Genomic DNA, 25722 nt, shown 5'->3' with positions numbered 1-25722 from the left:
TCAACATAGCAGCAAAATATTTTTGCTTTCTTACATTATAAGAACTTATACATGATCTCCGTTAAAAAAGCATTCGAACTAACGGGGCACCAAAACCCCATCTTCGCCCTCGAACTTTCGCAGAAGCCGGGAATACTGTTTAGCGCCGGTAACGATAAGGGCTTGGTGGAATGGGACCTTGGCAAACAAGCTTTTATTAAAGTGATGTTCCCGGTTGCAGCTTCAGTATATGCTATCCATTGTCCTGCCGGGTACCCCTTGATGTTTGCTGGTTTACGCAACGGCAGCGTGCTGGTGTTCGATTTTATTCAGCAAAAAGTTATAGCCACACTTAAACAGCATACTAAACCAATTTTTGATATAAAGTCGGTTGCTGGTAAGCAGGAATTGCTTGTTGCCGCCGAAGATGGTGCGGTAAGCATCTGGAATTTAAACACGCTGAAATTTGTTCATACTATTCAGGTAAGTTCCGATACCATTCGTAGTATCAGTATTTCACCTGATGAGCAACAGGTAGCATTTGGCTGTCGGGATAATAGGGTACGCATTTACAGTTTAACAGACTACGGCTTTATTAATACGTTGAAAGACCATAGTATGGCCGTTTTTACAGTACAGTACTCACCCGATAGACAATACCTGCTATCCGGCTCCCGCGATGCACAGATCAAAGTTTGGGATCCGGCTACATTAACACTTAAACAAAGTATCGCAGCGCACCTGTTTGCTGTGAATCATATCCTTTTCCATCCCGAACAACCCTATTTCGCATCGGCCAGCATGGACAAAAGCATCAAGATATGGGGTGCAGATGATTTTAAATTATACAAGGTCATCAGCCGGGATAAGGGTTACGCCAGTCACCAGTTATCGGTAAACAAACTGGCCTGGAACGGTAACCAGTTGTTATCCACCGGTGATGATAAACGCATTATCGCCTGGGATATGGAGTTTTAGCTCCAATTGAATAAATCTACTTGAATGATTGCTGATGCTGACAAAAGTTTAATATCCGCTACATTTAATAATTTGCTGAAAAAAGATGCAGATAAACCTTCCCTGGCTATTGTATTGTTTATAAATACTTTCTACATTTCAGCAATATCTATCTACACCAAAAATCAACCGTATGGCAAATCTTTCGCCCAAGGCAAAAAGGCTTTTAGCTATTAGCCTGGCTATGTCTTGTATCATTATCGCACTGGTCATCATCATGAACAAGCGGGGTAAAAACAAGATCGATCCAGCTTTCAGCAAGTACATCGAGTCGTACACCACGGGTGTTATCTCCCGGCAGAGCGCCATCCGCATCAAACTATCTAACCAGGTACAAACCAGTCACGCCAAAAATGAGGCTTTAAAAGACGGTGTTTTCGATTTTTCGCCAACGGTAAAAGGTAAGGCTTACTGGGTAGATGCGCAAACCATAGAATTTAAGCCAGAAGAAGGTATGCAGCCCAATAAAGCTTACGAGGTAGAATTTGCGCTGGGCGACGTTACCGATGTACCCGGCGACCTGAAAGAATTTAAGTTCACGTTTGAAACTATTAGACCCGATTTTACGGTTGATTATGGTGGGCTGCAAACAGCCACCAATACCTCGCTGGATAAAATGAAATTTACCGGCAGCATTCAAACCGCCGATGTGGAAGACCCGGCTAAGGTTGAAAAAATTATTACGGCCTCCTACCCTTCGGCCACACCAGTTACCTGGCAGCATAACGAGGTTACCCGTACGCACAATTTCACTATAAACAACATTAAGCGTTCGGCAACGGCACCTACAAAACTGGCGGTAGCTTATAATGGCGATGCTTTGGGTATCAACGAAAGCCAAAGCAGCGATTTCGACATTCCTAAAATAGGCGACTTTAAAGTGCTGGCTATCCGTGCCGTGCAGGATCAGGAACAATACGTGCTTGTACAACTCTCTAACCCAATAATGGTAGGCCAGGAACTTAACGGTTTAACCGGCATTGGTACTGTGGCCGATGCCGCCTACACCATTGAAGGCAGTACCATTAAGGTATATGGTGCTAACAAACTGGAAGGCAACTATGCCGCTTTCGCCAATGAGGGCATTGAAGATATTACGCACAAAAAAACAACCCAGGCTTTTACCGCAAACGTATTTTTTGAGAACCGCCTGCCATCGGTAACCATTCCGGGTAAAGGTGTTATTCTGCCCGATTCGGGCCGGTTAATGATGCCCTTTGAAGCCGTTAATTTGAGCGCGGTAGATGTGAGCATTATTAAGATCTATGAGAACAATATTCCGCAGTATTTTCAAAATAACGGTTTCGATGGCAATTACGAGTTAAGGCAGGTAGGTAAACCTGTGCTGCAAAAAACCATCCGGCTGGATACTGATAAAGGGCTCAACCTCAATAAAAAGAACCGCTTTATGCTGGATGTTGACCACCTCATGCGTACCGAACCGGGCGCTATTTATAGGGTGATTATCGGATTCAGGCAGGAGTACTCCTTATACAGGTGTACCGCGGCTAAAGGCGGCAGTGTTACTACCAATAATGAAGACGAAAACAGTGATTACAGCGGCGAGGGAGATGAAGAGGGTAGCGGCAACGGTTCGGGTATTGATGAGGATGATGAGTTTTGGTCGAGGTACGATAACTATTACCCATCGGGCTATAACTGGGATGAGCGCGAAGATGCGTGCAGCTTATCTTACTACACCAAAGACCGCTGGGCTACCCGCAATATATTAGCCTCTAATATTGGCTTAATTGCCAAGCGCGGCAGTGATAATAGCATGGTGGTAGCCGTAACCAATATTATGGATGCCCAGCCCATGAGCGGCGTTACGCTCGACCTGTTAGACTATCAGAAACAGGTGATTATGTCGGTGAAATCAGACGGGGATGGCTTGGCTAAGTTCGACCTGAAACGCAAGCCCTACTTGCTGGTAGCCAAAAACGGCGACGAGCGAGGCTACCTTAAACTGGATGATGCCAGTTCGTTGCCGTTAACCCGTTTTAACGTAGGCGGCGACCAGGTGCAAAAGGGATTAAAAGGTTTTGTATATGGTGAACGCGGTGTATGGCGCCCCGGCGATTCTATCTTTGTATCCTTTATATTAGAAGACAAAAAGAAAACCCTGCCCGAAGATCACCCGGTGGAGTTTGAGTTTTTTAACCCGCAAGGACAATTATATAGCCGCTTAACGCGCACCAAATCCATTGATGGTTTTTACAGTTTTCATACGGCCACCACAACCGGCTCCCCTACTGGTAACTGGCGGGCTAAGGTGAAAGTAGGCGGTGCGGTGTTTGAAAAAACCATCAAGGTAGAAACCATTATGCCTAACCGCCTCAAGCTTAACCTGAGCTTTGGCAACCAGCAGGAATTAACCAAAGGCAGCAGTACCGGTGGTATCTTAAACGCCCGCTGGCTGTTTGGCGGTATCGCTCAAAACTTAAAAGCTAAGGTGGATGCATTTGTATCGGCACAAAAAACTGTGTTTAAAAACCTGGATGCTTACGAGTTTGACGACCCTACCCTGGCCTTTAATACCCAAACGCGAACCGTTTTTGACGGCCGGTTAGATGCCGAAGGCAATGCCACCATTAATGCCGATATTAATGTAGAAAAACAAGCCCCCGGGCAGTTACGTGCTAATTTCCTGGTAAAAGTGTTTGAACCGGGCGGTAATTTCAGCATACAGCAAATGACCATGCCGTACAACGTATATAGCGGCTACGTGGGCATTAAAACCCCTGAAGGCAGCGCCATGAACAATATGCTGGAAACCGATAAGGACAACACTATTGACATTGTGGATGTGAATAGCAAGGGTCAGTTTTTTGCCGGCAACCGCAACGTACAGGTAGAAGTTTACAAAATACAATGGCGCTGGTGGTGGGACGAAACCGGCAACGAACTAAGCAATTTCACACAAGACCAGTATAATAAGCTGGTGAATACCGAAAATGTAACTGTAACCAACGGCCGTGGCAAATGGTCGTTTAGAGTGCCCCGCGAAAACTGGGGCCGTTACCTCATCAGGGTAAAAGACCTGCAAACCGGCCACTCTACCGGCAAAATTATTTATGTAGATTGGCCTAACTGGTCGGAACGTTTACAGCAGGATAACCCTACCGAGGCGGCCATGTTGTCTTTTACATCCGACAAGAAAAGCTATAAGGTAGGCGAACAAGCCACGCTCACCATACCAACCGGTGCGGCAGGCCGGGCACTCATCAGTATAGAGAACGGCAGCCATGTCATTAAAACAGCCTGGATCAATACCGAAAAAGGTCAAACCCGCTACAGCTTTAAAATAGAACCGGGCATGGCACCTAATATTTTTACTACGGTTACCCTGCTGCAACGTCATGCGCAAACACTGAATGATTTGCCTATACGGATGTACGGCGCTATTGGGCTGGATGTGGAAGACCCCGAAACGATATTGAAGCCGGTAATTACCATGCCCGATAAGATCAGGCCCGAAACGCAGTCGTCCATTACCGTGTCGGAAACATCGGGTAAGGAAATGACCTATACCATTGCTTTGGTTGACGAAGGCTTGCTCGATTTAACTAACTTTAAAACGCCCGATCCGCACAGCACATTTTATGCCCGCGAAGGGTTGGGTGTAAAAACCTGGGATTTGTTCGACTATGTGATAGGTGCCTTTGGCGGCGGACTGGAACGCATATTAAGCATCGGTGGCGATGGCAGCGGCGTGGGTAATGGTAAAAACGTATCGGTAAACCGCTTTAAACCCGTTGTGAAATTTTTAGGCCCGTTCCGTTTAGGCAAGGGCGAAAAGCAAACCAAACAGTTCACGCTGCCGCAATACATTGGCTCTGTTAGGGCAATGGTAATAGCCGGGCACGATGGCAGTTATGGTTTTGCCGAAAAAGCGGTAGCCGTTAAAAAGCCGTTGATGATACTGGCTACCCTGCCCCGCGTGTTAGGTCCGTTAGAAAAGGTACAGTTACCGGTAACCGTATTTGCTATGGAAAACAACATTAAAACAGTGATGGTCAAAGTTCAATCCAACGCGTTCAGTAATCCGGGCAGCAGTTATCAAAAAACGGTAACGTTCACCAAAACGGGCGATCAATTGGTATCTTTCGATTTGGATGTAAAGAACTTTGTAGGCGTAGGCAAGGTAAAGATCACCGCTCAAAGCGGCAGCGAAACCACCGCGTTTGATGTGGTGCTCAACGTACGTAACCCTAACCCGCCTATCACCAGCATCATCCAAAAAGAGTTGCAACCCGGTGAAGTTTGGAACACCACCTATACCGCCATTGGCATGGGCGGCACCAATAAAGCCACGCTGGAAGTTTCGTCTATACCGGCGCTTAACCTGAGTAAACGCTTGAGTTACCTGGTACAATATCCGCATGGTTGCGTGGAGCAAACTACTTCTGCAGCATTTCCACAGTTATATCTGGGTAATTTGATCGACCTGAACGCTCGCCAGCAAGCCGAAGCTAAAAATAACATTAAGGCGGCTATCGACCGTTTAAACAACTTCCAGGTACCGGGCGGTGGTTTCAGCTACTGGCCCGATGGTGGCGATGCCGACGAATGGGGTACCAACTACGCTGGCCATTTTCTATTGGAAGCACAAGCCAAAGGTTATACGCTGCCGGTTGGCATTTTAGAGGGATGGAAAAAATTCCAGAAACAAAAAGCGCAAAACTGGTCGCCCGATGTGCGTGAGTTTTACGATTCGGGATTAATACAGGCTTATCGTTTATACCTGCTGGCCCTTGCCCGCATGCCCGAACTGGGTGCCATGAACCGTTTGAAAGAACTGAAATATTTAAGCCCTGAAGCCAAATGGCGACTGGCTGCCGCCTACAAACTGGCCGGCCAGCCCGAAGCGGGCTTACGCCTCATAGCCGGTTTGCCAACCGAAGTTAAACCCTACCGGCAAATGGCCTACACTTATGGCTCCGACGTACGCGACGAAGCCATGATCTTAGAAACGCTGACCCTTTTAGGCCAACAATCAAAAGCAGCCAAGCTGGTTTATTCGGTAGCAGCCAAGCTCTCGGCCAATACCTGGTATAGTACCCAAACCACCGCTTACTCATTGCTGGCTATTGCGCAGTATTGCGGTCAAAATAAATCGGGCAGCCGTTTACAGTTCGATGTGCAAGCGGGCAGCTTAAAAAGCGGGGTTAATGCCATATCCTACTTATGGCAATCCGGCATCTCGCCAAACGGCGGTAAGGCGTTGATCAAAAACCAGGGTAAAAACAGGTTGTACATCCGTTTAATACAGCAAGGGCAACCCACGTTGGGTCAAGACCTGCCATCGAACATTAACCCGGATATTTTGCAGATGCAGGTAAAATATTATATGCTGAACGGGACCCCTATCGACCCAACGTCGTTAAAACAGGGAACCGATTTTATAGCGCAGGTAGTCCTAAAAAATCCGGGGCAGCGGGGCAGGTATGCTAACATGGCACTAACACAAATTTTCCCTTCGGGCTGGGAAATATTAAATACCCGGATGATGAACAATGACGAAGTTTTTAAATCGGCCCCGTCGGATTACCGCGACATCCGCGACGACCGGGTGAACACCTACTTCAGCTTAGGCGAACACCAGGAAGCCACGTATTACGTCATGCTCAACGCGTCGTACACCGGGCGTTACTATTTACCGGCTACGTATTGTGAAGCCATGTATGATACCAGTATTAATGCCCTGCAAAAAGGGCAATGGGTGGAAGTACTGAAGTAAAGACCATTTATTCTAAACTACATTTTCCGTCTTCGTGGGGTTTATTCGAGAGTACCTTGCGAAGACGGAAATGATGTTGGGTAGCATTGCAGAAACTTCCCCCTCCTTTTAGTGGGCCGGAGGGCTTTCCAGCCTATTCTCCTTCCTGTGCATTTGGTAAACTTTTTCTAACACCGGCGAGGGGTGCGTAATCAAAAAGATACCTGTACCGTATTCGCGGGCAAGTTCGTTTTCAACCCCACCTATCCTTTTGTAGCTTTCTACCACGGGTTTCATATCGCTGATGTCGTTATCATCGCTTATATAGATCAGGTAGTTAGCTTTTAAGTTTTCGGGCGCCCAAAGAGCGAAGCTGCTGTTGAGGCATACCACGTCGGGTAATTTATATTGCTTACGGTACGCATGCAGGGCACCGGCTTCGCCATAGTTGTCGGCAAATATGATGGTATGCTTTTGCTGTTCGGGTGTTAGGCTGTAATAGGAGGCAGCAGTTTTGGCGGCCATTTCGTCCCAGCCCAACATATCGGCATAATCTTGCGAAAGCGGGTGTATTTTATGATCTTCCCAGGTTACCAAAAAATTTATGAACGGGGCATGCTGCCGGTAATATTTAAAAAAGCTGAGTGTTTGATTCAATGTTAAAATAGGCAGCGCAATGGGAAACAGCAATAAATTCGGGACTATTAAAAGCAGAACTGCCAAAGCACGCACTATATAATTCTTTAAAAAGAGTGCCAAACTATAGCCGCCGGCCGCAAATAGCATGGGGTAACCCGCCAGCAGGTAATAAGCCTTTCCGTTCATTTGAAGTAAAAAAGCAAACACTATCATATAGGCAAAAGCTATAAAACGGTAGTTACGTAAACTTTGATGAAACAGCAAAAAGCCAAATCCTGCAACCCATATTAAAAAACAAGCGGCATGCATTAACAACTGCGGTACAATAAATTCCGCTGGTTTAACATGGTCTAATTGCTCGCGCTGCAGGTTGTGCATATGGGCAAGCACCGGCCAGTGATGTAAATATTGCCATAACAGGTTCGGTAAAAATACAAGCAAGGCAATAGCTACAGTAATAAGCGTTTCCTTTCGCCATAATATTTTGCGCTGTGGCGTGAGTAGTATTGCTAACAGTAAGGCTCCGGCAAAAAAGCCCATGGTATATTTGGTAAGCAGGCCTAAACCTATAACCGCTCCTAACCAATACAGATACCGCGCCTGATTGGTGTTTACATATTTAACCGATAGATAGGCTGCCAGCAGCCACCATAACTGATCGAACACTACCGGCTGAAACAAATACCCACTGGCGGCCATTCCCGGCGAAAATATGACACATAAGCAGGCCAGCGCAATGGCAAACCGCCTGCCGCCAAATTCTATTACCAATAAACCGGTGAACCATACCATGGCGGCACTGGCCATAGCCGGAAAAACACGTGCAGCTCCAACCGTCGACCCGAAAACAGTAGTACTTACTTTGGCTAAAAGTGCGATAAGAGGTGGCACTTCCATATAGCCCCAATCCAAGTGGTCGCCTAAAACCAGGTGCAGCATTTCGTCGCGGTGAAAGCCGTAATGCCCTGCACTAAGCAGGTTAAACACCAGTTTAACAACTACAAAAATGAACACGAATGGCCAAAGATGTTTGGCAGATTTGGTTTGTGATATTGACATGGCAAGGAGTTGGCTAAAATTAACCAAGTATTTGGTAATTTGCCTGTTGTACTATAAAATACTATGAAAATCCACATTAAAAACATGGTTTGCCACCGTTGCAAGCTGGCTGTAGATGCCGAATTAAAGCAAAGCGGCTATCATCCGCAGCAAATTGAGTTAGGTGAGGTAATCATTGAAGAAGAACTCAATACAGAACAGCTGGAAGCATTAGATACCCGCTTAAAGCAACTGGGCTTTGAGTTGATAGATGACAGGAAAGGCCGTTTGGTGGAAAAGATCAAGAACCTCATTATTCAATTGGTTCATCATACCAGCGATACCTTGAGTATAAATTTGTCCGCCTACCTGGCCCATCAGTTACATTATGAGTATAATTATTTAAGTAACATGTTTTCGGAAGCGGAAGGTACCACTATAGAAAAATACTACATCAGCCAAAAAATTGAGAAAGTTAAGGAACTACTTATTTATGACGAACTTACTTTGAGCCAAATTGCCTACCGTATGGGTTACAGTAGCGTAGCTTACCTAAGCAGCCAGTTTAAAAAAGAAACCGGGTTAACACCAAGCCATTTCAAGCATATTAAAGAAAATAAGCGCCGCAACATTGAAGAACTGTAAATTTCATAAATCCCGGCCCGAATAATGTAAAGCAACCCCGCCCCACTGCCGTATCTTTGTGGTATAAATCATACATCAAAATGAAACATACCTATCAAGTAACCGGAATGACCTGTTCCGGTTGTCAATATAAAGTTCAGCACCTGTTAAGCCAGGTAGAAAATGTAATGGAAGCCACTGTAGATCTTACCAAAAGTGAGGTTACGGTAGAGATGGACAAGCACATCGGCACTCCTACCCTGCAAGCCGCGCTTAAAGATTACCCCAAATACCAGTTGACTGATGCACCTGCCATCAGCAGTGCCATCAGCGGCAGCATGGATGAAGAAACGAAATCGTGGTTTGAAACCTATAAGCCCATAGTGCTTATCTTCGGCTATGTGTTCCTGGTATCGGTTATAGCCGGTTCCACGGTTTTAGGTTTTGATGAAATGGCAGCCATGCGGGTATTTATGGCCGGTTTCTTTTTAGTATTCTCTTTTTTTAAGCTGCTTAATTTAGATGGCTTTGCCGATAGCTATGCCATGTATGATGTGGTAGCCCGCAAGTTTAAAGCCTGGGGTTATATTTACGCATTAATAGAATTAGGGTTGGGGATTGCCTATGCGGCTAATTTGAACCCGGTGATTACCAACCTGGTAACCTTAGTGGTGATGTTGGTTAGTATTATTGGCGTGTTACAAAGCGTACTCAGCAAAAAAACTATTCAATGCGCCTGTTTGGGTGCTGTGTTTAACCTGCCTATGAGCACGGTTACCATTATTGAGGATGGGCTGATGATAGTTATGAGCGGGGTTATGTTGTGGATGCTATAGGTATCTTCCCGTCATTGCGAGGTACGAAGCAATCTCTGTACGACAGACAGGGTGGCGTCCTCGCAATGAACTGTGAGTTATTGTGAACGACAACCAAACGGGCAACCCTTCTACGCGAAGATTGCTTTGTTTCTTAGCGATGACGAGAGTATAAAGCTGTGTTACTGATTAATAAGATCATCATATATATCCTTCCAACCTGGGTTAAGGTTAACAATAAGATCTATTTTATCCTGCCGGCTCCCTCCTTTAATTTGCTTTTCTGCGGCGATGGCTTCTTCAATATGATGATAAAAATTGTAGTAAACTAATTTATCGCAATGATATTTTGCCGTGAAGCTGTTGGGATGGACCTTATTTTTATGCTCCCATGTTCTTCCAATGATATCGGACGTAACTCCTGTATAGAATACGGAATGCCTTTTATTGGTTAAGATATAAACACAGCCACCTCTTTCCATTGTATAATAATAGTAAAAAACACGTGATTGCAACGTACGAAGCAACCGCTGCAAGATGAGTAATTGGCAACTTTTCTACGCAGAGATTGCTTCGAACCTCGCAATTACGAGTTTGAGAATGGTTACACCTTAACCGTCTTGTTCCTCAGCCAATGATCGGCCAGTACCAGGGCGGCCATGGCTTCTACAATAGGTACGGCGCGGGGTACCACACAAGGGTCGTGGCGGCCTTTGCCCTGTATTTGAGCGGCATTGCCTTCGGCATCTACCGTGTTTTGGTTAGTCATAATGGTGGCTACGGGTTTGAAGGCTACCTTAAATTCAATAGGCATACCATTGCTGATACCACCCTGCACCCCACCCGAATAGTTGGTGATAGTCTTCACCTCATCGGCGGTGTCTTTGACAAAAATATCGTTATGTTCCGACCCCAGCATTTCGCTGCCAGTAAAGCCCGAACCATACTCAAAGCCATGTACGGCGTTAATGCTCAACATCGCCTTGCCTAAATCGGCATGCAGCTTATCAAAAACAGGCTCGCCTAAACCTACCGGGCAATTGGTAATAGTACAGCTCACTTTACCGCCAATAGTATCGCCCTGCTTGCGAATCTCGTCTATACGGGCAATCATTTCTTCGGCTGTGGCCGGGTCGGCGCAACGTACAATATTGGCTTCACGAACAGCAATAAACTCCTCGGCCGATTCGATGCTGATATTTGGTGCATCTATTTTGCCTACGCTGCATACATGGGCCAATACGTCAATTCCCTGCAATTTCAACAGCAACTTGGCAATAGCACCCGCGGCAACACGCGCGGCCGTTTCACGGGCCGATGAACGCCCTCCGCCCCTATGATCGCGAATGCCATACTTGTGATGATAGGTGTAATCAGCATGCGACGGGCGGAAAATATCGGTATTATGGCCATAGTCTTTCGACCGCTGATCTTCATTAGGTATCAGCATGGCAATAGGCGTACCGGTAGTTTTACCCTCAAACGTGCCCGATAAGATCTGCACGGTATCGGCTTCCTTACGTTGGGTTGTAATTTTAGATTGACCGGGCTTGCGCTTATCAAGTTCAGCCTGTATGTATTCAATATCTACCTCTAAACCAGCAGGACAGCCATCAATAATTACCCCGATGGCTACGCCATGCGATTCGCCAAAGGTGGTGATACGAAAGATTTGTCCGAATGAATTGCCTGCCATGATTGTTAGAATATAGAGTCAAGAATACAGAATCAAGACTAAGGAGCAAATATGTAATTTTTTATGGAATTGTTTAAACCGGAGCCACAGTTTTAAAACATGTCATTGCGAGGAGCGATAGCGACGTGGCAACCGCACGCGTGTATATCTAAACGCGTGCGGTTGCCACGCTACGCTCGCAATGATAATCTGTGAAAATACTCCCCGTTGGTGGGCCGGGAGCTTACGCCGAAATGGCGTTGATAATATCGTACTGCGTAATGATCTCTATTTTACCTTGCTCATCCTCTACCAATACGGCAATGTTCTCTTTATTGATCATGGACGAGATCTTATCAATAGACGCATTCAAATCCACAAACGGGAACGGCGCAGTCATGATGGTTTTGAGCGGCTGCGATTTTAACGACGGGTTTTCTAACAAAGCATCCAGTATATCGCTTTCGGTAATTTTACCAATCACCATGCCCTGTTGGGTAACTGGTATTTGAGAAATATTAAGGCTTTTTATGGTGTTGATAGCCTCCAAAACGGTCTTCTCGGTGTCAATGGTTACAATCTCCGTGCTTTCTTTTTTGCGGATTATATCGCGGGCGGTGAGCTTATCATCTTTCAGGAAACCACGTTCGCGCAGCCAGTCCTCGTTATACATTTTGCCCAGGTAACGGGTACCATGGTCAGGAAAAATGATCACCACCACATCGCCTTCTTTAAAGCGGTCTTTCATTTGCAAAGTACCGGCCACGGCCGAACCTGTGGAGTTACCTGCGAAAATTCCTTCCTGCATGGCTATCTGGCGGGTCATTAAGGCGGCATCCTTATCGGTCACCTTTTCAAAATGATCTATCAGCCTAAAGTCGACGTTTTGCGGTAAAAAATCTTCGCCTATACCTTCGGTAATGTATGGGTAAATTTCATTTTTATCCATAATACCGGTCTCCTTGTACTTTTTAAAAACCGAGCCATAAGTATCTATACCCAACACTTGTATATCGGGGTTCTGCTCTTTTAAGTAACGGGCAGTGCCACTAATAGTTCCACCGGTACCTACGCCTACCACTAAATGCGTGATCTTGCCTTCGGTTTGTTCCCAAATTTCGGGACCGGTTTGCTCGTAGTGTGCCTGTGAGTTCGACAAATTATCGTACTGGTTGGGTTTCCATGAGTTAGGTACCTCACGCTCCAGGCGCGACGATACAGAATAATATGACCGCGGGTCTTCAGGTTCTACATTGGTTGGGCAAACAATTACCTCGGCACCAAATGCACGCAGGGCGTCAAACTTTTCTTTCGACTGCTTATCGGTACTGGTGAAAATACATTTGTAGCCTTTAATAACTGCTGCTATAGCCAACCCCATGCCGGTATTACCCGATGTACCTTCTATAATGGTACCACCAGGTTTCAGACGACCATCCTTCTCGGCATCCTCTATCATTTTCAGGGCCATACGGTCTTTAATAGAATTACCAGGGTTGGTAGTTTCTATCTTAGCCAACACGGTAGCCTTAATGTCTTTTGTTATTTTATTTAGCCTAACCATGGGCGTATTGCCAATGGTTTCCAGTATATTATTACTCCACATAATTAGTAGACAAAATTGGGAATATTAAATGAAAAAGTGGCAGTTTAGTTTGATATTGTGCAATAAAGGTATATTAAATGATTGTTTTTAACAGAACATAACAGTTTTATCGTTCCTGCAATATGGGCGTTCCCCTATGGGTCAGGCTTTTTGCTCATACGCCTGCAGGCCTTACAGCACGGGCCGGTATCCGCTTCAATCCTTAACGTGAACTGCTAAAAGCCGGCGCTTATCTTATCTTATATCTTTCAAGCCAGGCAAAATAGTATCCAGTCCCCAGCGCTCTTCCATACCCAAACCAAACAGGGCAAAATCATACTTTACCGGGTCGGCAGGGTCAAACTGCCGCAGGTGATCGGTGAGTTCGAGGGCGGTTTGCCAGTCGGTTTGTTTGCGGGTTATGAGTTTAAGTTTACGGGCTACCCTATCCACATGCAAATCGCAGGGGCAAATTAAATCTGCCGCACTTATCCTGTTCCATATCCCGAAATCGACCCCGGCATCATCCTTACGCACCATCCACCTCAAAAACATGTTCAGCCGCTTACAAGTAGCTTTTTGCGACGGCGAGGATACATGCTTTTTAGTACGGTGAGGAAAATCGGGCAGGGAAAAGAAGTAGGAACGGAAATGATTTAACAGAAGTTCAGCCCCAGCCCCCCGGCCCCCTAAAGGGGGAGTAAAATTTCGAATTTCGGATATTCGATTTCGAATTTCTTTACTGAATACAGATTCCTGACTCTTGGTTCTTGTCTCTTGGCTCTCCTCCTGCTCCCCCTTTAGGGGGCCGGGGGGCTGTAGGCTGGGGGTCTGCAAAAATGCATCTTCCAAACTATCAAATTGTTCATAATGATACCTGAAAAATGAGATGAAGTAAAGTGTATCAATATCGTTAAAAGTGCGGTGTTTAAAGCTCAGCAGCTTTTTCAAATCGGGTTCCTTATGATTCATGATGAAATCGTAGGGGGCGCCATCCATCAGCATAATCAGTTCGCGGCATTTGTTAATGATAGTTACGCGTTGACCCCAGGCAAGCGTTGCGGCCCAAAAACCCATGATCTCGATATCCTGCTTCAGCGTGAACTGGTGCGGGATAACGATAGGATCATTTTGAATAAACTCGGGGCGGTTGTATTGCGCTACTTTTGCATCGAGCAGCCCCCTAACCCCCTGAAGGGGGAATATTTGACTATCGGTATCAAAAGTTTTTCCCATCCTATAGTACTCTCCTTTAGGAGGTCGGGGGGCTAAGCGCTGTTTTTAAATCTTCCAGCAAGTCCTCAATATCCTCTACACCTACGCTTATACGCAACAAGTTATCCACCACGCCTACTTTCTCACGCACTTCTTTTGGGATAGAGCCATGCGTCATGGTAGCCGGGTGATTGATCAATGATTCTACACCGCCCAGTGATTCGGCCAGGGTAAAAACTTTAAAGTTAGAGGCAATGCGGAAGGTTTCCTGCAAATCGGCGTCTTTCAATACGATAGAGATCATGCCGCCAAAATCGCGCATTTGCTTTTTGGCCACCTCGTGGTTTGGATGATCGGTAAAGCCAGGCCAGTAGATCTTTTCTACTTTGGGATGATCCTTTAAAAATTCGGCAATGGCGCGACCGTTTTCGCAATGGGCTTTCATACGCAGGTGTAGGGTTTTGATACCACGCAGTGCTAAAAAACTGTCCATTGGCCCCGGAGTGGCACCACAGGCATTGTAAATGAACCATAGGCGCTTGTACAAGTCTTCGTCGTTCATCATGAGCGCACCCATTACCAGATCAGAGTGGCCTCCAATGTATTTGGTTACCGAGTGCATCACAATATCTGCGCCCAAATCCATGGGGTTTTGCAGGTAAGGAGATGCAAAAGTATTATCAACCACCAGCGTTAAGTTATTAGCTTTGCTGATAGCAGCAACGGCCTCAATATCCACCACCTGCATGGTTGGGTTGGTAGGCGTTTCTATCCAGACCATTTTGGTATTGCGGTTCACATACTCCTCAATAATACTGGGATCGCTCAGATCAAGAAAATGAAAAGTTATGCCATAACCGGCAAAGATCTTGGTAAACATCCGGTACGAACCGCCATACAAGTCGTTACCTGTAATGACTTCATCGCCGGGTTGCAGCAGTTTCATTACGGCATCGGTAGCACCCATGCCGCTCGAAAACGCCAAACCATATTGTGCATTTTCTAATGCGGCCAGGCAATCTTCTAAAGCCTTACGGGTTGGGTTGGTACCCCGCGAGTACTCGTATCCCTGGTTATCGCCCGGCGCTTTTTGCGCATAGGTTGATGTTTGGTATATAGGCGTCATCACCGCGCCTGTGCTTGGATCGGGGTATTGCCCCGCGTGTATTGCTTTTGTTCCGAATTTCATGACCTCTCCCAACCCTCTCAAAAGGAGAGGGCTATATTTTTTTTGTAAATCAAAGTCCTTCCCTTCGGGGAGGCTTCAGGTGGGGTTTTAATATGCCCTTGCAAATAACACCCTTTGGCTCGACAGATTGCCCGTCAATATACACTTACCTTCTTCCTGTTTATTGTTCAAAGGGATGCAGCGAATGGTAGCCTTGGTTTCGTCTTTAATGCGCTGCTCGGTTTCAGGTGTGCCATCCCAATGGGCCGATATAAAGCCGGGTTTTTCGTCGAGCAGGCGTTTAAACTCATCGTAAGTATCAACCTCGGTGGTGTTCTCTGCACGGAAATTAAACGCTTTTTGATAAATGTTAGTCTGTATCTCTTCTAACAATTGTTCGATATGATTGGCTAATCCTTCTTGTGCTACGGTATTTTTTGTACGGGTATCGCGACGAGCCAGCTCAACCGTTCCGTTTTGCATATCACGGCTGCCAATAGCAACACGCAGTGGTACTCCTTTTAACTCGTACTCGGCAAACTTAAAGCCCGGGCGTTGGGTATCACGGTCGTCAAACTTAATGGAGATATTTTTGGCCTTCAGCTCTATGGTTAATCCTTTCACGTAAGCACGGATATTTTCCAGTTCTTCATCATGCTTGTAAATAGGCACAACTACTACTTGTATAGGTGCCAGCATGGGTGGCAATACCAAACCGGCATCATCAGAGTGGGTCATAATCAGTGCTCCCATTAAACGGGTGGATACCCCCCATGAGGTGGCCCAAACGTAATCCAGCTTACCTTCTTTGCTGGTAAACTTTACATCAAATGCCTTGGCAAAGTTTTGTCCTAAAAAGTGAGAAGTACCTGCCTGCAGGGCTTTACCATCCTGCATTAAAGCTTCAATGCAATAGGTATCCAGCGCGCCGGCAAAACGCTCGTTGGCTGTTTTACGCCCTTTTACCACGGGTACGGCCATCCAGTTTTCTACAAAGTCGGCATAAACCTCCAACATTTGCTCTGTTTCGGCTACAGCTTCTTCGGCGGTGGCATGCGCGGTATGTCCTTCCTGCCATAAAAATTCGGTAGTACGTAAAAATAAACGGGTACGCATTTCCCAGCGTACAACGTTAGCCCACTGGTTCACTAAAATGGGCAAATCGCGGTATGACTGGATCCAGCCTTTATAAGTATGCCATATTATAGTTTCGGATGTTGGGCGAACAATTAGTTCCTCTTCTAATTTGGCATCTTCATCAACAATAATGTTACCTTCGCCATCGTTCTTTAAACGGTAATGGGTTACAACCGCACATTCTTTGGCAAAACCTTCAACATGACTGGCTTCTTTGGAGAAAAAAGATTTAGGTATGAATAACGGAAAATAAGCATTGCTGTGACCGGTATCCTTAAACATTTTATCAAGCGCAGCCTGCATTTTTTCCCAGATGGAGTAGCCGTAAGGCTTAATGATCATGCAGCCGCGTACCGGTGCATATTCGGCTAAATCAGCTTTTATTACAAGGTCATTAAACCATTGCGAGTAATCTTCGTCTTTACTTGTAATCCCCTTGCTCATATATGTTTTATGGAATAGATTTTGACTATTGAAAATGTGTATTATTGCCGCCAAATTTATAAATTTATACGTTAATTAAACTTCTACTTTAAATATACCTCAACTAAAATGAAAAGGAACATACTACATACCGCCGTTCTTTTGAGTGCCCTGGCACTGGCTTCCTGCTCAACAACCAATAAAATTGCATCAACATCAAAACCAGATGATGATGTTTATTTCAGCAAAGCTGAAGCTGGTGAAGCACCTGTTTACCGTCAACCCATACGCGAAGAGCGCTACGTGGAAACCGATGGAGCCGAAGGAAATGATGACGATTATTACTATTATGATAGTTATTCATCACGCATAAACCGTTTTGGGTATGCGTCGCCATTTAATTATTATGATGATTACTATTACGGTTACAGCCCGTATGGTTACAATAATTACGCCGGTTACGGCGGCTGGAACGTGGGCTTAGGCTACGGTTACGGCGGATTTGGTGGGTTTGGATACGGCTTAGGTTATGGCGGCGGCTTTGGCTACGGCGGTTACGGATACGGTGGTTTTGGCTTAGGTCTGGGTTACGGTTACGGTGGTTTTTACTCACCTTACTCCTATTGGGGAACAGGTTATGGCTACGGCGGAGGTTACTGGGGTGTAGTTTCGGCTAATAACAGCGTGGCACGTGCAAGGCCTTACCGTGGTTCAGGCTTCCCAAATTCTAATATGAACGGCAGCCGTTCAACTGCACGCCCTACCGGTTATAACGGCAACTACCCTAACACCATGAACTATCCAGGCAGGCGCGGGTCAAACAGCGTTGGCAGCAATGGTAGTTATACTGGTAACGGAGGAGCCCGCACTACAAGAGGGCAGGCTGATCCACGACCTGTTGCACGCCCGCAGCGCGACGAGGTTCAACGTCCAACATACCAACCGGCATCTGTTGAAAGGAGTTCAGGTTCCTCTTCTTCTGGCAGTTCATCTGGCGGCGGCGGAAGCAGAGGAGGCGGCCGTCCATCAAGACCATAATATCTTATTGCATATACATCCATGAAAACTAAATATTTACTCCTGGCAATAGCTATAGTAGCAATTGCTCCATCGGCTTTTGCCCAATATTCGCAAGATGCCATACGTTTTGGTACCGGGCAAACCGGTACTACATCGCGCATTAAAGCAATAGGTAATGCTAACGTAGCTATAGGCGGCGATCTCAGTTCGGTTGGCGGTAACCCTGCTGGTCTTGGTTTTTTTACCCGGTCGGAAGTGAGCATTACGCCCGAATTTAACATGAGCAAAGTAAACAGCAGTTATGTTGGCTCTAACAGTACTGATAAGAAAAATACAGGTAACTTTAATAACGCATCGGTAGTGTTTTATAATCAGCTCAAAAAAAGCCGCGGTGAAAGCAAAACCGAAGGTTGGCTGAGCGTAAATTTTGGGGCTTCGTATAATCGTACTAACGACTTTTATCAAAACACCTATTATCAAGGCAAAAATACCACCAGTTCGGTAGCCGATTATTATGCCTTTTTAGGCAATCAGGCCATTGATAATGATTTTAGTTTAGATGGATACCTCGAAGGCTGGGCACGTAATCAGCAATTGATCAATAATAATGATGATCCTAATACCTACGTAGCGGCACCTGCATTTGGTGGTACTCAATCTAATACAATTACTTCTACCGGCGGACAAACCGAGTATAATTTCTCATTCGGTGCTAACTATAGCAATAAGCTTTATTTAGGTATGGGTATTGGTTTTACCAACATCAGGTATAACTACACCTCTAACTTTTTAGAAGACAACCTGAATTTAGAGAACAATCTCGATTTTCTTTCGACTTACACGCGCGACCAGGTTACAAAAGGCAATGGCGTTAACGGGCGTTTAGGTTTAATATACAAGCCGGTAGAAGCTGTGCGAATTGGGGCTACTGTAACAACCCCTACATGGTACACCGTTGATGATAATAGCTACGAAGGTTTGGCAACACGTTATATTGGTGGCCCTAATTACAGTACCCAGGGCGATACCTACCAAGCTGGCTACAATTTACGTACGCCATTTAAAGTAGCAGGCGGATTAGCCGTATTTTTAGGCAAATATGGTTTTATAACCGGCGATGTGGAGTTTATCGACTACACCAGCACAAAAATAACCAGTGAAGAATATGATGTTACTGTAGATAATAACGACATCAAAAGAAACTATCAATCGGCTGTAAACGCCCGCTTTGGCGCGGAGGCTCGTTTGCCTGGCAGCTTGTTTTTAAGAGGTGGTTACGGCATACAAGGTAGTCCGTTTAAAACCGGCGGCAGTGATATTAAAACCGCAAGCGGAGGTTTAGGTTACCGTTTTGGCAATTACTATGCCGACGTAACTTATACTCACGTAAAAAATTCGGTAACGCAATATCCCTATGAAATTGGTGATTTCAGCCCTCCGGCCAATATACGTAACAGGAACAGCAATGTATTTTTAACAGTTGGTTTGCGTTTCTAAAAGCAAACAGATAATGTTTAAACGAGAAAGCCCTGGTAAACTTTTTACCGGGGCTTTCTCGTTAATTGTATAATGTACTGAATTAATCCTCGTTTACAAATGAACGTAACATCCAGGTATTCTTCTCTTTATATTGCATAAAGCTGTTTACCAGATCGTTAGTCCCATCATCGCCGGCACCGGCACTAATATCCAGTATTTCACGCTCCTTCTCAATCAAAATTGCCATGTCTTCTATCAATGCTTTCACCAAATAGGTATCGGTTTGACCAATGGTATTAACTTCTTTAATGGTAGAAACAGAAATATAATCAGCAAAAGTGCTGTAAGGTGGCTTACCTAAAGTCAATATACGCTCGGCCAGGTCATCAATGGTTTGTACTGCCACGGTGTACATTTCCTCAAATTTGGCATGCAATGTAAAAAAACTGGGGCCTTTAATATTCCAGTGGCATCCTCTTATTTTTTGGTAATGAATATGATAGTTAGCCAGCAGTTCGTTTAAATGATCAACAACCGGTTTAACCTCTTTTTCGTTCAGGCTTATTTCTTTAGCATCCATAGTATTTGTAGTTTTAAAGTTAAGTTTCAACACAAACCTAACCTAAGTGTTTTAAAAAGCTAACAATTTATATGCTTTTAAATAAAAAGACTATTTTTAAACATGACTCAGTTAAAGCTGCTGGTAGCCGAACATTTTAACGGGGAAATATGGCGCATGGAGATAGATCATATAAGCCATACCCTATTTGCCGAAACTCGTAATAATGAAGACCGTAAAGTGAGCTTTGCCGCTATTAGCCTGGTAACCGGTAAAACCTTTTTTAAAAACTACACTATTGACGAAAGCTGGCTTACCGGCATTGAAACTGCCTATAATTCGGTATTGTTACTGCATTATTACGAAAATGCCGCCAGCCCGGCGCATAAAGGGTTAGCCGCTGTTGAAGCTACCACCGGTAAACTGCTTTGGCATAACTTTAATTACACTTTCGATCATTTAAGCACTAACGGACCAATTATTTATGATAGCCGTTTGCAGCCTCCGCATTATAAAGTAACCGACATTACCACCGGTATTGGGCAACGCAACTTTAACGGCGCAATTGATACCATTCCCCATAACCATATCAGTGTTCCGCAAGCTATACCCACGCCCGCTAACCTGCCCAAACTGCCGGTAGAACCGCATCGTAACAATGTGTATTACCTCAGGTACAATAATTTGATAATTGTATCTTTGCACGCGCTTTGGGCAGGCCAGTTGAGGCAATATCTTTATATTTTTGAAAATAACCAGCTTGTTTTTGAAGATATATTAAATACCAATATACAAAAATTGCAGCCCGAGGCGTTTGTGTTATACCGTAATCAACTTATTTACCTCAAAGATAAAGTGGAGATTAAGGTACTGAATTTATAAGCTGTAAAGTTTGAATATGACATTGAAGATCTATTTATTAGGCGGCCTGTTATGGGTATGTACATTGCCATTAGTAGCCAGCCCCCTGCCCGATTCGGTTGGGGTAGAAAACCAGGACGGCAAAAAGATAATACTACACAAACTGGAACCTAAAGATAATTACTACTCTATTGGCCGCAGGTATAATATTAAACCATCGGTCATTATACAATACAATACCAACGCATCTTTAAGGGTAGGCAACATTGTAAAGGTGCCTACCGAACAATCTTTTGTTTCGGCCAGTACGCAGCAGCCGGTGCCAACCAGTACCTTAGGCAACGTAGGTGCCGGCACGGCAGCCACGGAGTATAAAGTATCGGCCGGGGAAACATTATATGCTATATCCAAACGTTTTAATGTTAAGGTAGAAGATATTATAAGCCAAAATAATTTAACATCGAACAGCCTGGTGCCGGGCCAGATCCTGCAAATCAGGTCGGTGACGGCTCCGGTAACGTCCCTCCCTGCTACCGTAGTACAGCAGAGCACTGCGCCGGTATATCCAGCCAAGAGAGATTCTACTTTAGTTGGGCAAACAGATAGTGCCACTGTGGTTGAACGTCGTTTACCGGCTAACCGTTATGGCATAACCGAGCGTAACGAAAAAGGCGTAGCCACTTTTATAGACGATGCCGGTATGGGTTTAGACCCTAATAAAAAGCTGGTTTTACACCGCACAGCACCGGTGGGTACGGTGTTAAAAATCACCAATCCTATGACTAACCGTACTACCTTTGCCAAGGTGGTAGGTCGTTTTACCGATAACCAATCCACCAAGGATGTGGTTATTGTGTTAACTAAAAGCGCCGCCGATGCATTGGGTGCCCTCGATAAACGTTTTTATGTGAACATTAGCTACGGAACGCCTAATGAACAATAAACCTTATATTATTGGTATTGCCGGTGGCAGCGGATCGGGTAAGACTTTTTTTTTGAAGTGTTTTTTAGAACACTTTTCGGCCGATGAAGTGTGCTTGGTATCGCAAGATGATTATTACATTCCGGTAGCACACCGCATGACTGCCGAAGAAAATAAACATTATAACTTTGATCTTCCCCGTACTATAGACTTCGATCATTTTTACCAGGATATAGTTAGCCTGATTAATAACGAGGTGGTATATAAAGACGAATACACTTTCAATAACCCCAGCGCAACGTCAAAAACACTGGAAATCAAACCCGCACCCATCCTTATTGTAGAGGGCTTATTTATCCTACATTTTAAAGATATAGCTGAAAAGCTAAACCTAAGGATATTTTTAGAAACCGACGAAGAAGTTGCCCTCAAGCGCCGCCTTAAACGCGACCTGGAAGAGCGGGGTTACTCTAACGATGATGTACTTTATAAATGGTACAACCATGTAGTACCAGCTTACAAAGAATACTTGCTGCCCTACCGCGAAAGTTGTGATAAAATTGTGGTTAACAACACCCAGATAGCCGATGACATTATCCGTATCACTGATGAAATATCTGCCGAATTAAGGCACAACTTATTTGGTGAATAAAAAAATGTATCCTAATAAATATAAACAAATTATAAATACGTACTTATATAACAAATAATGCGTATTACCATCAAAATCAGGGATTTGGGAATCGCTTAAAAAGAAAACGTGCTAAACCAAGCACCCGAATAATCAAACAAAATGGCTGATCATGATGTATGACACAACCTCGTATTTTAAAAAATATCGCTCTAATTACAGCGCAAACAACCTGTAAGCCATGGTTAGGTTAAAGAGGTTAGCCCTAATCTTAGAATCACCCGGACCATTTTCCAGTTTATTTAGGCCCAGTTCGTAACGCAAGTCTAAAGACACTTTTTGAACATCTAAACCAACACCAAATTGCCAGGCATAATTCTGATCTTTAACACGCAACCTACTGGCATTGGCAAAAGCAGTACCCACACTCTGATCGTTACTAACTGCAAATGAAACCAACGGGCCGGTATTCAAACGAACGCCCGATCCAAACATTCCAAATTTAGTTCCTACCAGTAAAGGAAGATCAATGCTTTTGAACTTGGCTGTATTTTGAGTACTGGTGGCGGCATCTCTAAATTCTACATTTTTGGCAGTAAAATACAATTCGGGTTGAAAGTGAATACCAGCGGTGCCTACACGCGCCCAAAATCCGGCTAAATAACCAGCCTTATTTTCACTGCTTAACGTATTTTCGGTTGAAAATGAAGACAGGTTTACGCCAGCTTTAGCACCAAATTCAACACGTGGAATAAACTGGGCCGATGCGGATGCAGCAGTACATAAACTAATTGCCAAAATGTATATTGCTTTTTTCATAATACAGGTATATATTGGCTTAACAACTTTCGTTAACTTTTGTGCTGCCCTAATTATACTTTATACTATGCTATTTGCTTAAAAAGACAACCTGCCCTTATAATAGTTTAAAATTTTAGTGCGGATGTAATAATCATACCGGGCATTAATCAGGTTATTATTAGCCCTATCCAGGTTATTTTTGGCTACTATATAATCAACCGAGGTTAATACACCCGCGTTAAAACGAATTTCGGCCGTGCGAAAAGATTCCTTAAACGCATCTACCTGTTCATTTAAAATTTGATACCTACTGAAGGCCGAACTCATGTTGATGTAAGCCTGCTCCACGTTTTGTTTAAGTTGTATGCGGGTATTTTCCTCCACATAACGCGCTTCGGTAAGGTCTATTTTTGCTATAGATACCCTGCTCCTATTTAAAAATGCATTGAGTATAGGTATTTGAATGCTTACACCAACCTGCGTATTGTAGTTATTCTTAAACTGGTCATAATAACCTATCTTTTCGTTACCTAAGTTTTGATTGAACTGATACACCGGCTGATTTCCGGCAGGCGTTTTAATAAAAGCTCCTGTATTAACCTCGGTTGAATCGATAAAAACCGACCGCCTGGCGGCATTAGAGTACCGTGTTGAAAGGCCACTATACAAAGATAATGTAGGGAAAAGTACCCCCTTGGTTACCTTAACCTGCTTTTCGGCACTTTGCCGCCTTAATGTAGTTGCTTTAACCAGTGGCAGGTTTTGTAGGGCCGAGGTATAAACTTCCTCGGCAGTTTCATTGAACTTTGCAGACGATAATAGGTCGGCACTTAAACGTTCAACAGATATACTCCTGGTATAGAGCACATTCATTAACTGCAATAAGTTTAGTTTAGAAAGCTCCAAAGCATTTTTAGCATTAATAACTGTGAGTTGATCGGTAGACTGCTGGCCTTTTACATCATAATAATCTGATGGTTTAACTGCGCCATTAGTGTTCATTACCTGTAAACGCTGCAACTGCTGTTTCGATACCTCTAACTGGCTGTTAGCCTGGGTAAGTAAATCGGTGTTATTTATTACCTGTAAATAAGTGGTGGTCACGTTAAGCGTAATATCATTTTTAGCCTGCTCAAAGTCCATTTTACCGGCCTGGTATGCCAGTGAGGTACGTTGTATGCTGTTTTGCACGGCCATGCCATTAAACAAAACGAGATTGGCGTTGGCATTATAATCGGCTGAGGAAATTTGCTGATTAAGGTACGTATTGGTAAAAGGATCTAAACTGCGGCCCGTGCTAACACCATGATTGATACTGCCGTTTAAGGTAGGCAACAAATTAGCGCGTTGCTGCTGCCAGTACACACGGTTACGCTCCATATCCAGTTCAGTTTGTTTAACGGTAAGGTTGTTTTTTATGGCAATATCAATACATTGCTGCAGGTTATAAACCGAATCGGCAGTTTGGCACTGGCCCTGTTGATGCCAGTATATTAAAATTAAAAATAAGACAAGGTAACGCATGCTATTTACAATATAATAGATGAATCGATCTTTCCATCGAGTAAATTAATAATGCGTGAACCGTACTGGGCGTTTTTTTCGGAGTGGGTAACCTGTATAATGGTTACGCCGTCTTCCTTATTCAGCTTCTTAAACAATTCCATAATCTCCTCGCCTTGTTTAGAGTTCAGGTTACCGGTAGGTTCATCGGCCAAAATAAGTTTTGGTTTGCTGATAAGGGCGCGGGCAATACCCACTAACTGCTGCTGGCCGCCCGATAACTGTGCCGGAAACAGGTCTTTTTTACCCACCATATTAAAACGGTCTAAAGTATCGGCCACCATAGCTTTACGTTCCGATGATTTTACATCCTGGTAAAGTAAAGGTGTTTCAATATTTTCATAAACGGTTAACTCATCAATTAAATGGTAAGCTTGAAACACAAAGCCTATGTTTTGCTTATATAATGCCGAACGTTGCTTTTCTTTCAACTGATGCACCGGCTCGTTCACGAAGTAATGATAACCTTCGGACGGCTGATCGAGCATACCAATGATATTTAACAGGGTAGATTTACCCGAGCCCGAGGGGCCCATAATTGATACGAACTCCCCTTGTTCAACCTCCAGGTCAACCTTGTTCAACACATAGGTTTTGGCACTGCCCGAAGCGTAATATTTTGATATTTGTTTAAGTGTTAGCATAATTTATTGGATAGTTATAAGCAAATGTTCGCTGTAATTATAGGTTACCAAGTGTCAATTCTGTACCAAACTAACAATCCTCTGAATATCAACAGTTTATTACCGTTTGGGAATATAAACCTGTTCGCTTGCGTAACATACATTGTGCGGTTGCGATACAATTTTTTTGTTCATTAGTTCACTTGCTCATTAGTTCATTGGTGAAATG

The 25722-nt window shown here is 44.3% G+C and carries 20 protein-coding genes; 9 read left to right on the top strand and 11 right to left on the bottom strand.

What is annotated here, in order from left to right:
- Positions 1–51: 51 nt before the first annotated feature.
- Together ACFQ3S_RS01160 and ACFQ3S_RS01155 are read left to right on the top strand one after the other, a co-directional pair.
- Entirely contained in the window at positions 52–957 is a 906-nt protein-coding gene (locus ACFQ3S_RS01160; protein ID WP_377160342.1) for a WD40 repeat domain-containing protein, read from the top strand.
- Between the two features lie 172 nt (positions 958–1129).
- The gene (locus tag ACFQ3S_RS01155) at positions 1130–6736 is read left to right on the top strand and encodes an alpha-2-macroglobulin family protein (RefSeq protein ID WP_377160340.1); all 5607 of its coding nucleotides are present in this window, start codon (positions 1130–1132) and stop codon (positions 6734–6736) included.
- A 108-nt stretch (positions 6737–6844) separates the two neighbouring features.
- On the opposite strand, the gene ACFQ3S_RS01150 is transcribed toward ACFQ3S_RS01155, so the two are convergent.
- On the bottom strand, positions 6845–8413 hold the full coding sequence (locus ACFQ3S_RS01150; RefSeq protein ID WP_377160338.1) for an ArnT family glycosyltransferase: 1569 nt from the start codon (positions 8411–8413) through the stop codon (positions 6845–6847).
- Between the two features lie 63 nt (positions 8414–8476).
- Between ACFQ3S_RS01150 and ACFQ3S_RS01145 the strand changes: the two genes are divergently transcribed.
- Together ACFQ3S_RS01145 and ACFQ3S_RS01140 are read left to right on the top strand one after the other, a co-directional pair.
- Positions 8477–9037, top strand: a complete 561-nt coding sequence (locus ACFQ3S_RS01145) for a helix-turn-helix domain-containing protein (RefSeq protein WP_377160336.1) — start codon at positions 8477–8479, stop codon at positions 9035–9037.
- 80 nt (positions 9038–9117) lie between these two features.
- On the top strand, positions 9118–9852 hold the full coding sequence (locus ACFQ3S_RS01140; RefSeq protein WP_377160334.1) for a heavy metal translocating P-type ATPase: 735 nt from the start codon (positions 9118–9120) through the stop codon (positions 9850–9852).
- 161 nt (positions 9853–10013) lie between these two features.
- On the opposite strand, the gene ACFQ3S_RS01135 is transcribed toward ACFQ3S_RS01140, so the two are convergent.
- The 6 genes from ACFQ3S_RS01135 to proS all read right to left on the bottom strand — a co-directional run bounded on the left by ACFQ3S_RS01135 (position 10014) and on the right by proS (position 17055).
- Positions 10014–10313, bottom strand: coding sequence for a GIY-YIG nuclease family protein (locus ACFQ3S_RS01135; protein WP_377160332.1), 300 nt, complete (start codon positions 10311–10313; stop codon positions 10014–10016).
- Between the two features lie 122 nt (positions 10314–10435).
- A complete protein-coding gene (aroC, locus tag ACFQ3S_RS01130) occupies positions 10436–11527 on the bottom strand; it encodes a chorismate synthase (RefSeq protein ID WP_377160330.1) in 1092 nt (363 codons plus the stop codon).
- Between the two features lie 223 nt (positions 11528–11750).
- Positions 11751–13112 (bottom strand): cystathionine beta-synthase, encoded by a 1362-nt coding sequence (locus ACFQ3S_RS01125; protein ID WP_377160328.1) that lies wholly within the window; start codon positions 13110–13112, stop codon positions 11751–11753.
- Between the two features lie 234 nt (positions 13113–13346).
- On the bottom strand, positions 13347–14327 hold the full coding sequence (locus tag ACFQ3S_RS01120) for a TIGR02757 family protein (protein ID WP_377160326.1): 981 nt from the start codon (positions 14325–14327) through the stop codon (positions 13347–13349).
- A 16-nt stretch (positions 14328–14343) separates the two neighbouring features.
- Complete coding sequence (locus ACFQ3S_RS01115; RefSeq protein ID WP_377160324.1) at positions 14344–15495, bottom strand: cystathionine gamma-synthase; 1152 nt, start codon at positions 15493–15495, stop codon at positions 14344–14346.
- An 87-nt stretch (positions 15496–15582) separates the two neighbouring features.
- On the bottom strand, positions 15583–17055 hold the full coding sequence (proS, locus tag ACFQ3S_RS01110) for a proline--tRNA ligase (protein WP_377160322.1): 1473 nt from the start codon (positions 17053–17055) through the stop codon (positions 15583–15585).
- Between the two features lie 108 nt (positions 17056–17163).
- On the opposite strand from proS, the gene ACFQ3S_RS01105 reads away from it, so the two are divergent.
- Both ACFQ3S_RS01105 and ACFQ3S_RS01100 read left to right on the top strand, forming a co-directional pair.
- Positions 17164–18072 (top strand): hypothetical protein, encoded by a 909-nt coding sequence (locus ACFQ3S_RS01105; RefSeq protein WP_377160320.1) that lies wholly within the window; start codon positions 17164–17166, stop codon positions 18070–18072.
- Between the two features lie 21 nt (positions 18073–18093).
- Positions 18094–19551, top strand: a complete 1458-nt coding sequence (locus ACFQ3S_RS01100) for an OmpP1/FadL family transporter (RefSeq protein ID WP_377160318.1) — start codon at positions 18094–18096, stop codon at positions 19549–19551.
- An 82-nt stretch (positions 19552–19633) separates the two neighbouring features.
- Here the strand turns inward: ACFQ3S_RS01100 and ACFQ3S_RS01095 are convergent, their stop codons facing one another.
- Positions 19634–20113 (bottom strand): Dps family protein, encoded by a 480-nt coding sequence (locus tag ACFQ3S_RS01095; protein ID WP_377160316.1) that lies wholly within the window; start codon positions 20111–20113, stop codon positions 19634–19636.
- A 102-nt stretch (positions 20114–20215) separates the two neighbouring features.
- Here ACFQ3S_RS01095 and ACFQ3S_RS01090 point away from each other — a divergent pair, with 102 nt between their 5' ends.
- From ACFQ3S_RS01090 to ACFQ3S_RS01080, 3 genes are read left to right on the top strand one after another with little or no spacing between them, the layout of a single operon-like run.
- The gene (locus ACFQ3S_RS01090; RefSeq protein WP_377160314.1) at positions 20216–20974 is read left to right on the top strand and encodes a DUF4905 domain-containing protein; all 759 of its coding nucleotides are present in this window, start codon (positions 20216–20218) and stop codon (positions 20972–20974) included.
- Positions 20975–20990: 16 nt separating this feature from the next.
- A complete protein-coding gene (locus ACFQ3S_RS01085; RefSeq protein ID WP_377160312.1) occupies positions 20991–21896 on the top strand; it encodes a DPBB and LysM peptidoglycan-binding domain-containing protein in 906 nt (301 codons plus the stop codon).
- Positions 21886–22527, top strand: coding sequence for a uridine kinase family protein (locus ACFQ3S_RS01080; RefSeq protein WP_377160310.1), 642 nt, complete (start codon positions 21886–21888; stop codon positions 22525–22527). The genes ACFQ3S_RS01085 and ACFQ3S_RS01080 overlap by 11 nt, the downstream gene beginning before the upstream one ends.
- Before the next feature lie 195 nt (positions 22528–22722).
- On the opposite strand, the gene ACFQ3S_RS01075 is transcribed toward ACFQ3S_RS01080, so the two are convergent.
- The 3 genes from ACFQ3S_RS01075 to ACFQ3S_RS01065 all read right to left on the bottom strand — a co-directional run bounded on the left by ACFQ3S_RS01075 (position 22723) and on the right by ACFQ3S_RS01065 (position 25514).
- A complete protein-coding gene (locus ACFQ3S_RS01075) occupies positions 22723–23325 on the bottom strand; it encodes a porin family protein (protein WP_377160308.1) in 603 nt (200 codons plus the stop codon).
- A 78-nt stretch (positions 23326–23403) separates the two neighbouring features.
- Complete coding sequence (locus ACFQ3S_RS01070) at positions 23404–24831, bottom strand: TolC family protein (RefSeq protein WP_377160306.1); 1428 nt, start codon at positions 24829–24831, stop codon at positions 23404–23406.
- Positions 24832–24836: 5 nt separating this feature from the next.
- Positions 24837–25514 carry an ABC transporter ATP-binding protein gene (locus ACFQ3S_RS01065; RefSeq protein WP_377160304.1) on the bottom strand — a complete coding sequence of 226 codons (678 nt, stop codon included), beginning with the start codon at positions 25512–25514 and terminating at the stop codon, positions 24837–24839.
- Positions 25515–25722 lie beyond the last annotated feature (208 nt).

This window comes from Mucilaginibacter terrae, from assembly GCF_042679325.1.
Taxonomy (GTDB): domain Bacteria; phylum Bacteroidota; class Bacteroidia; order Sphingobacteriales; family Sphingobacteriaceae; genus Mucilaginibacter; species Mucilaginibacter terrae.
Note: the sequence above shows the minus strand (reverse complement) of the source record. Positions and strands in the feature narration are given on the sequence as shown.

What these genes read in the sequence shown, in the direction of transcription:
- ACFQ3S_RS01160 (WP_377160342.1), top strand. Translation starts at nt 52, where the DNA reads ATGATCTCCGTTAAAAAAGCATTCGAACTAACGGGGCACCAAAACCCC.
- ACFQ3S_RS01155 (WP_377160340.1), top strand. Translation starts at nt 1,130, where the DNA reads ATGGCAAATCTTTCGCCCAAGGCAAAAAGGCTTTTAGCTATTAGCCTG.
- ACFQ3S_RS01150 (WP_377160338.1), bottom strand. Translation starts at nt 8,413, where the DNA reads ATGTCAATATCACAAACCAAATCTGCCAAACATCTTTGGCCATTCGTG.
- ACFQ3S_RS01145 (WP_377160336.1), top strand. Translation starts at nt 8,477, where the DNA reads ATGAAAATCCACATTAAAAACATGGTTTGCCACCGTTGCAAGCTGGCT.
- ACFQ3S_RS01140 (WP_377160334.1), top strand. Translation starts at nt 9,118, where the DNA reads ATGAAACATACCTATCAAGTAACCGGAATGACCTGTTCCGGTTGTCAA.
- ACFQ3S_RS01135 (WP_377160332.1), bottom strand. Translation starts at nt 10,313, where the DNA reads ATGGAAAGAGGTGGCTGTGTTTATATCTTAACCAATAAAAGGCATTCC.
- aroC (WP_377160330.1), bottom strand. Translation starts at nt 11,527, where the DNA reads ATGGCAGGCAATTCATTCGGACAAATCTTTCGTATCACCACCTTTGGC.
- ACFQ3S_RS01125 (WP_377160328.1), bottom strand. Translation starts at nt 13,112, where the DNA reads ATGTGGAGTAATAATATACTGGAAACCATTGGCAATACGCCCATGGTT.
- ACFQ3S_RS01120 (WP_377160326.1), bottom strand. Translation starts at nt 14,327, where the DNA reads ATGGGAAAAACTTTTGATACCGATAGTCAAATATTCCCCCTTCAGGGG.
- ACFQ3S_RS01115 (WP_377160324.1), bottom strand. Translation starts at nt 15,495, where the DNA reads ATGAAATTCGGAACAAAAGCAATACACGCGGGGCAATACCCCGATCCA.
- proS (WP_377160322.1), bottom strand. Translation starts at nt 17,055, where the DNA reads ATGAGCAAGGGGATTACAAGTAAAGACGAAGATTACTCGCAATGGTTT.
- ACFQ3S_RS01105 (WP_377160320.1), top strand. Translation starts at nt 17,164, where the DNA reads ATGAAAAGGAACATACTACATACCGCCGTTCTTTTGAGTGCCCTGGCA.
- ACFQ3S_RS01100 (WP_377160318.1), top strand. Translation starts at nt 18,094, where the DNA reads ATGAAAACTAAATATTTACTCCTGGCAATAGCTATAGTAGCAATTGCT.
- ACFQ3S_RS01095 (WP_377160316.1), bottom strand. Translation starts at nt 20,113, where the DNA reads ATGGATGCTAAAGAAATAAGCCTGAACGAAAAAGAGGTTAAACCGGTT.
- ACFQ3S_RS01090 (WP_377160314.1), top strand. Translation starts at nt 20,216, where the DNA reads ATGACTCAGTTAAAGCTGCTGGTAGCCGAACATTTTAACGGGGAAATA.
- ACFQ3S_RS01085 (WP_377160312.1), top strand. Translation starts at nt 20,991, where the DNA reads ATGACATTGAAGATCTATTTATTAGGCGGCCTGTTATGGGTATGTACA.
- ACFQ3S_RS01080 (WP_377160310.1), top strand. Translation starts at nt 21,886, where the DNA reads ATGAACAATAAACCTTATATTATTGGTATTGCCGGTGGCAGCGGATCG.
- ACFQ3S_RS01075 (WP_377160308.1), bottom strand. Translation starts at nt 23,325, where the DNA reads ATGAAAAAAGCAATATACATTTTGGCAATTAGTTTATGTACTGCTGCA.
- ACFQ3S_RS01070 (WP_377160306.1), bottom strand. Translation starts at nt 24,831, where the DNA reads ATGCGTTACCTTGTCTTATTTTTAATTTTAATATACTGGCATCAACAG.
- ACFQ3S_RS01065 (WP_377160304.1), bottom strand. Translation starts at nt 25,514, where the DNA reads ATGCTAACACTTAAACAAATATCAAAATATTACGCTTCGGGCAGTGCC.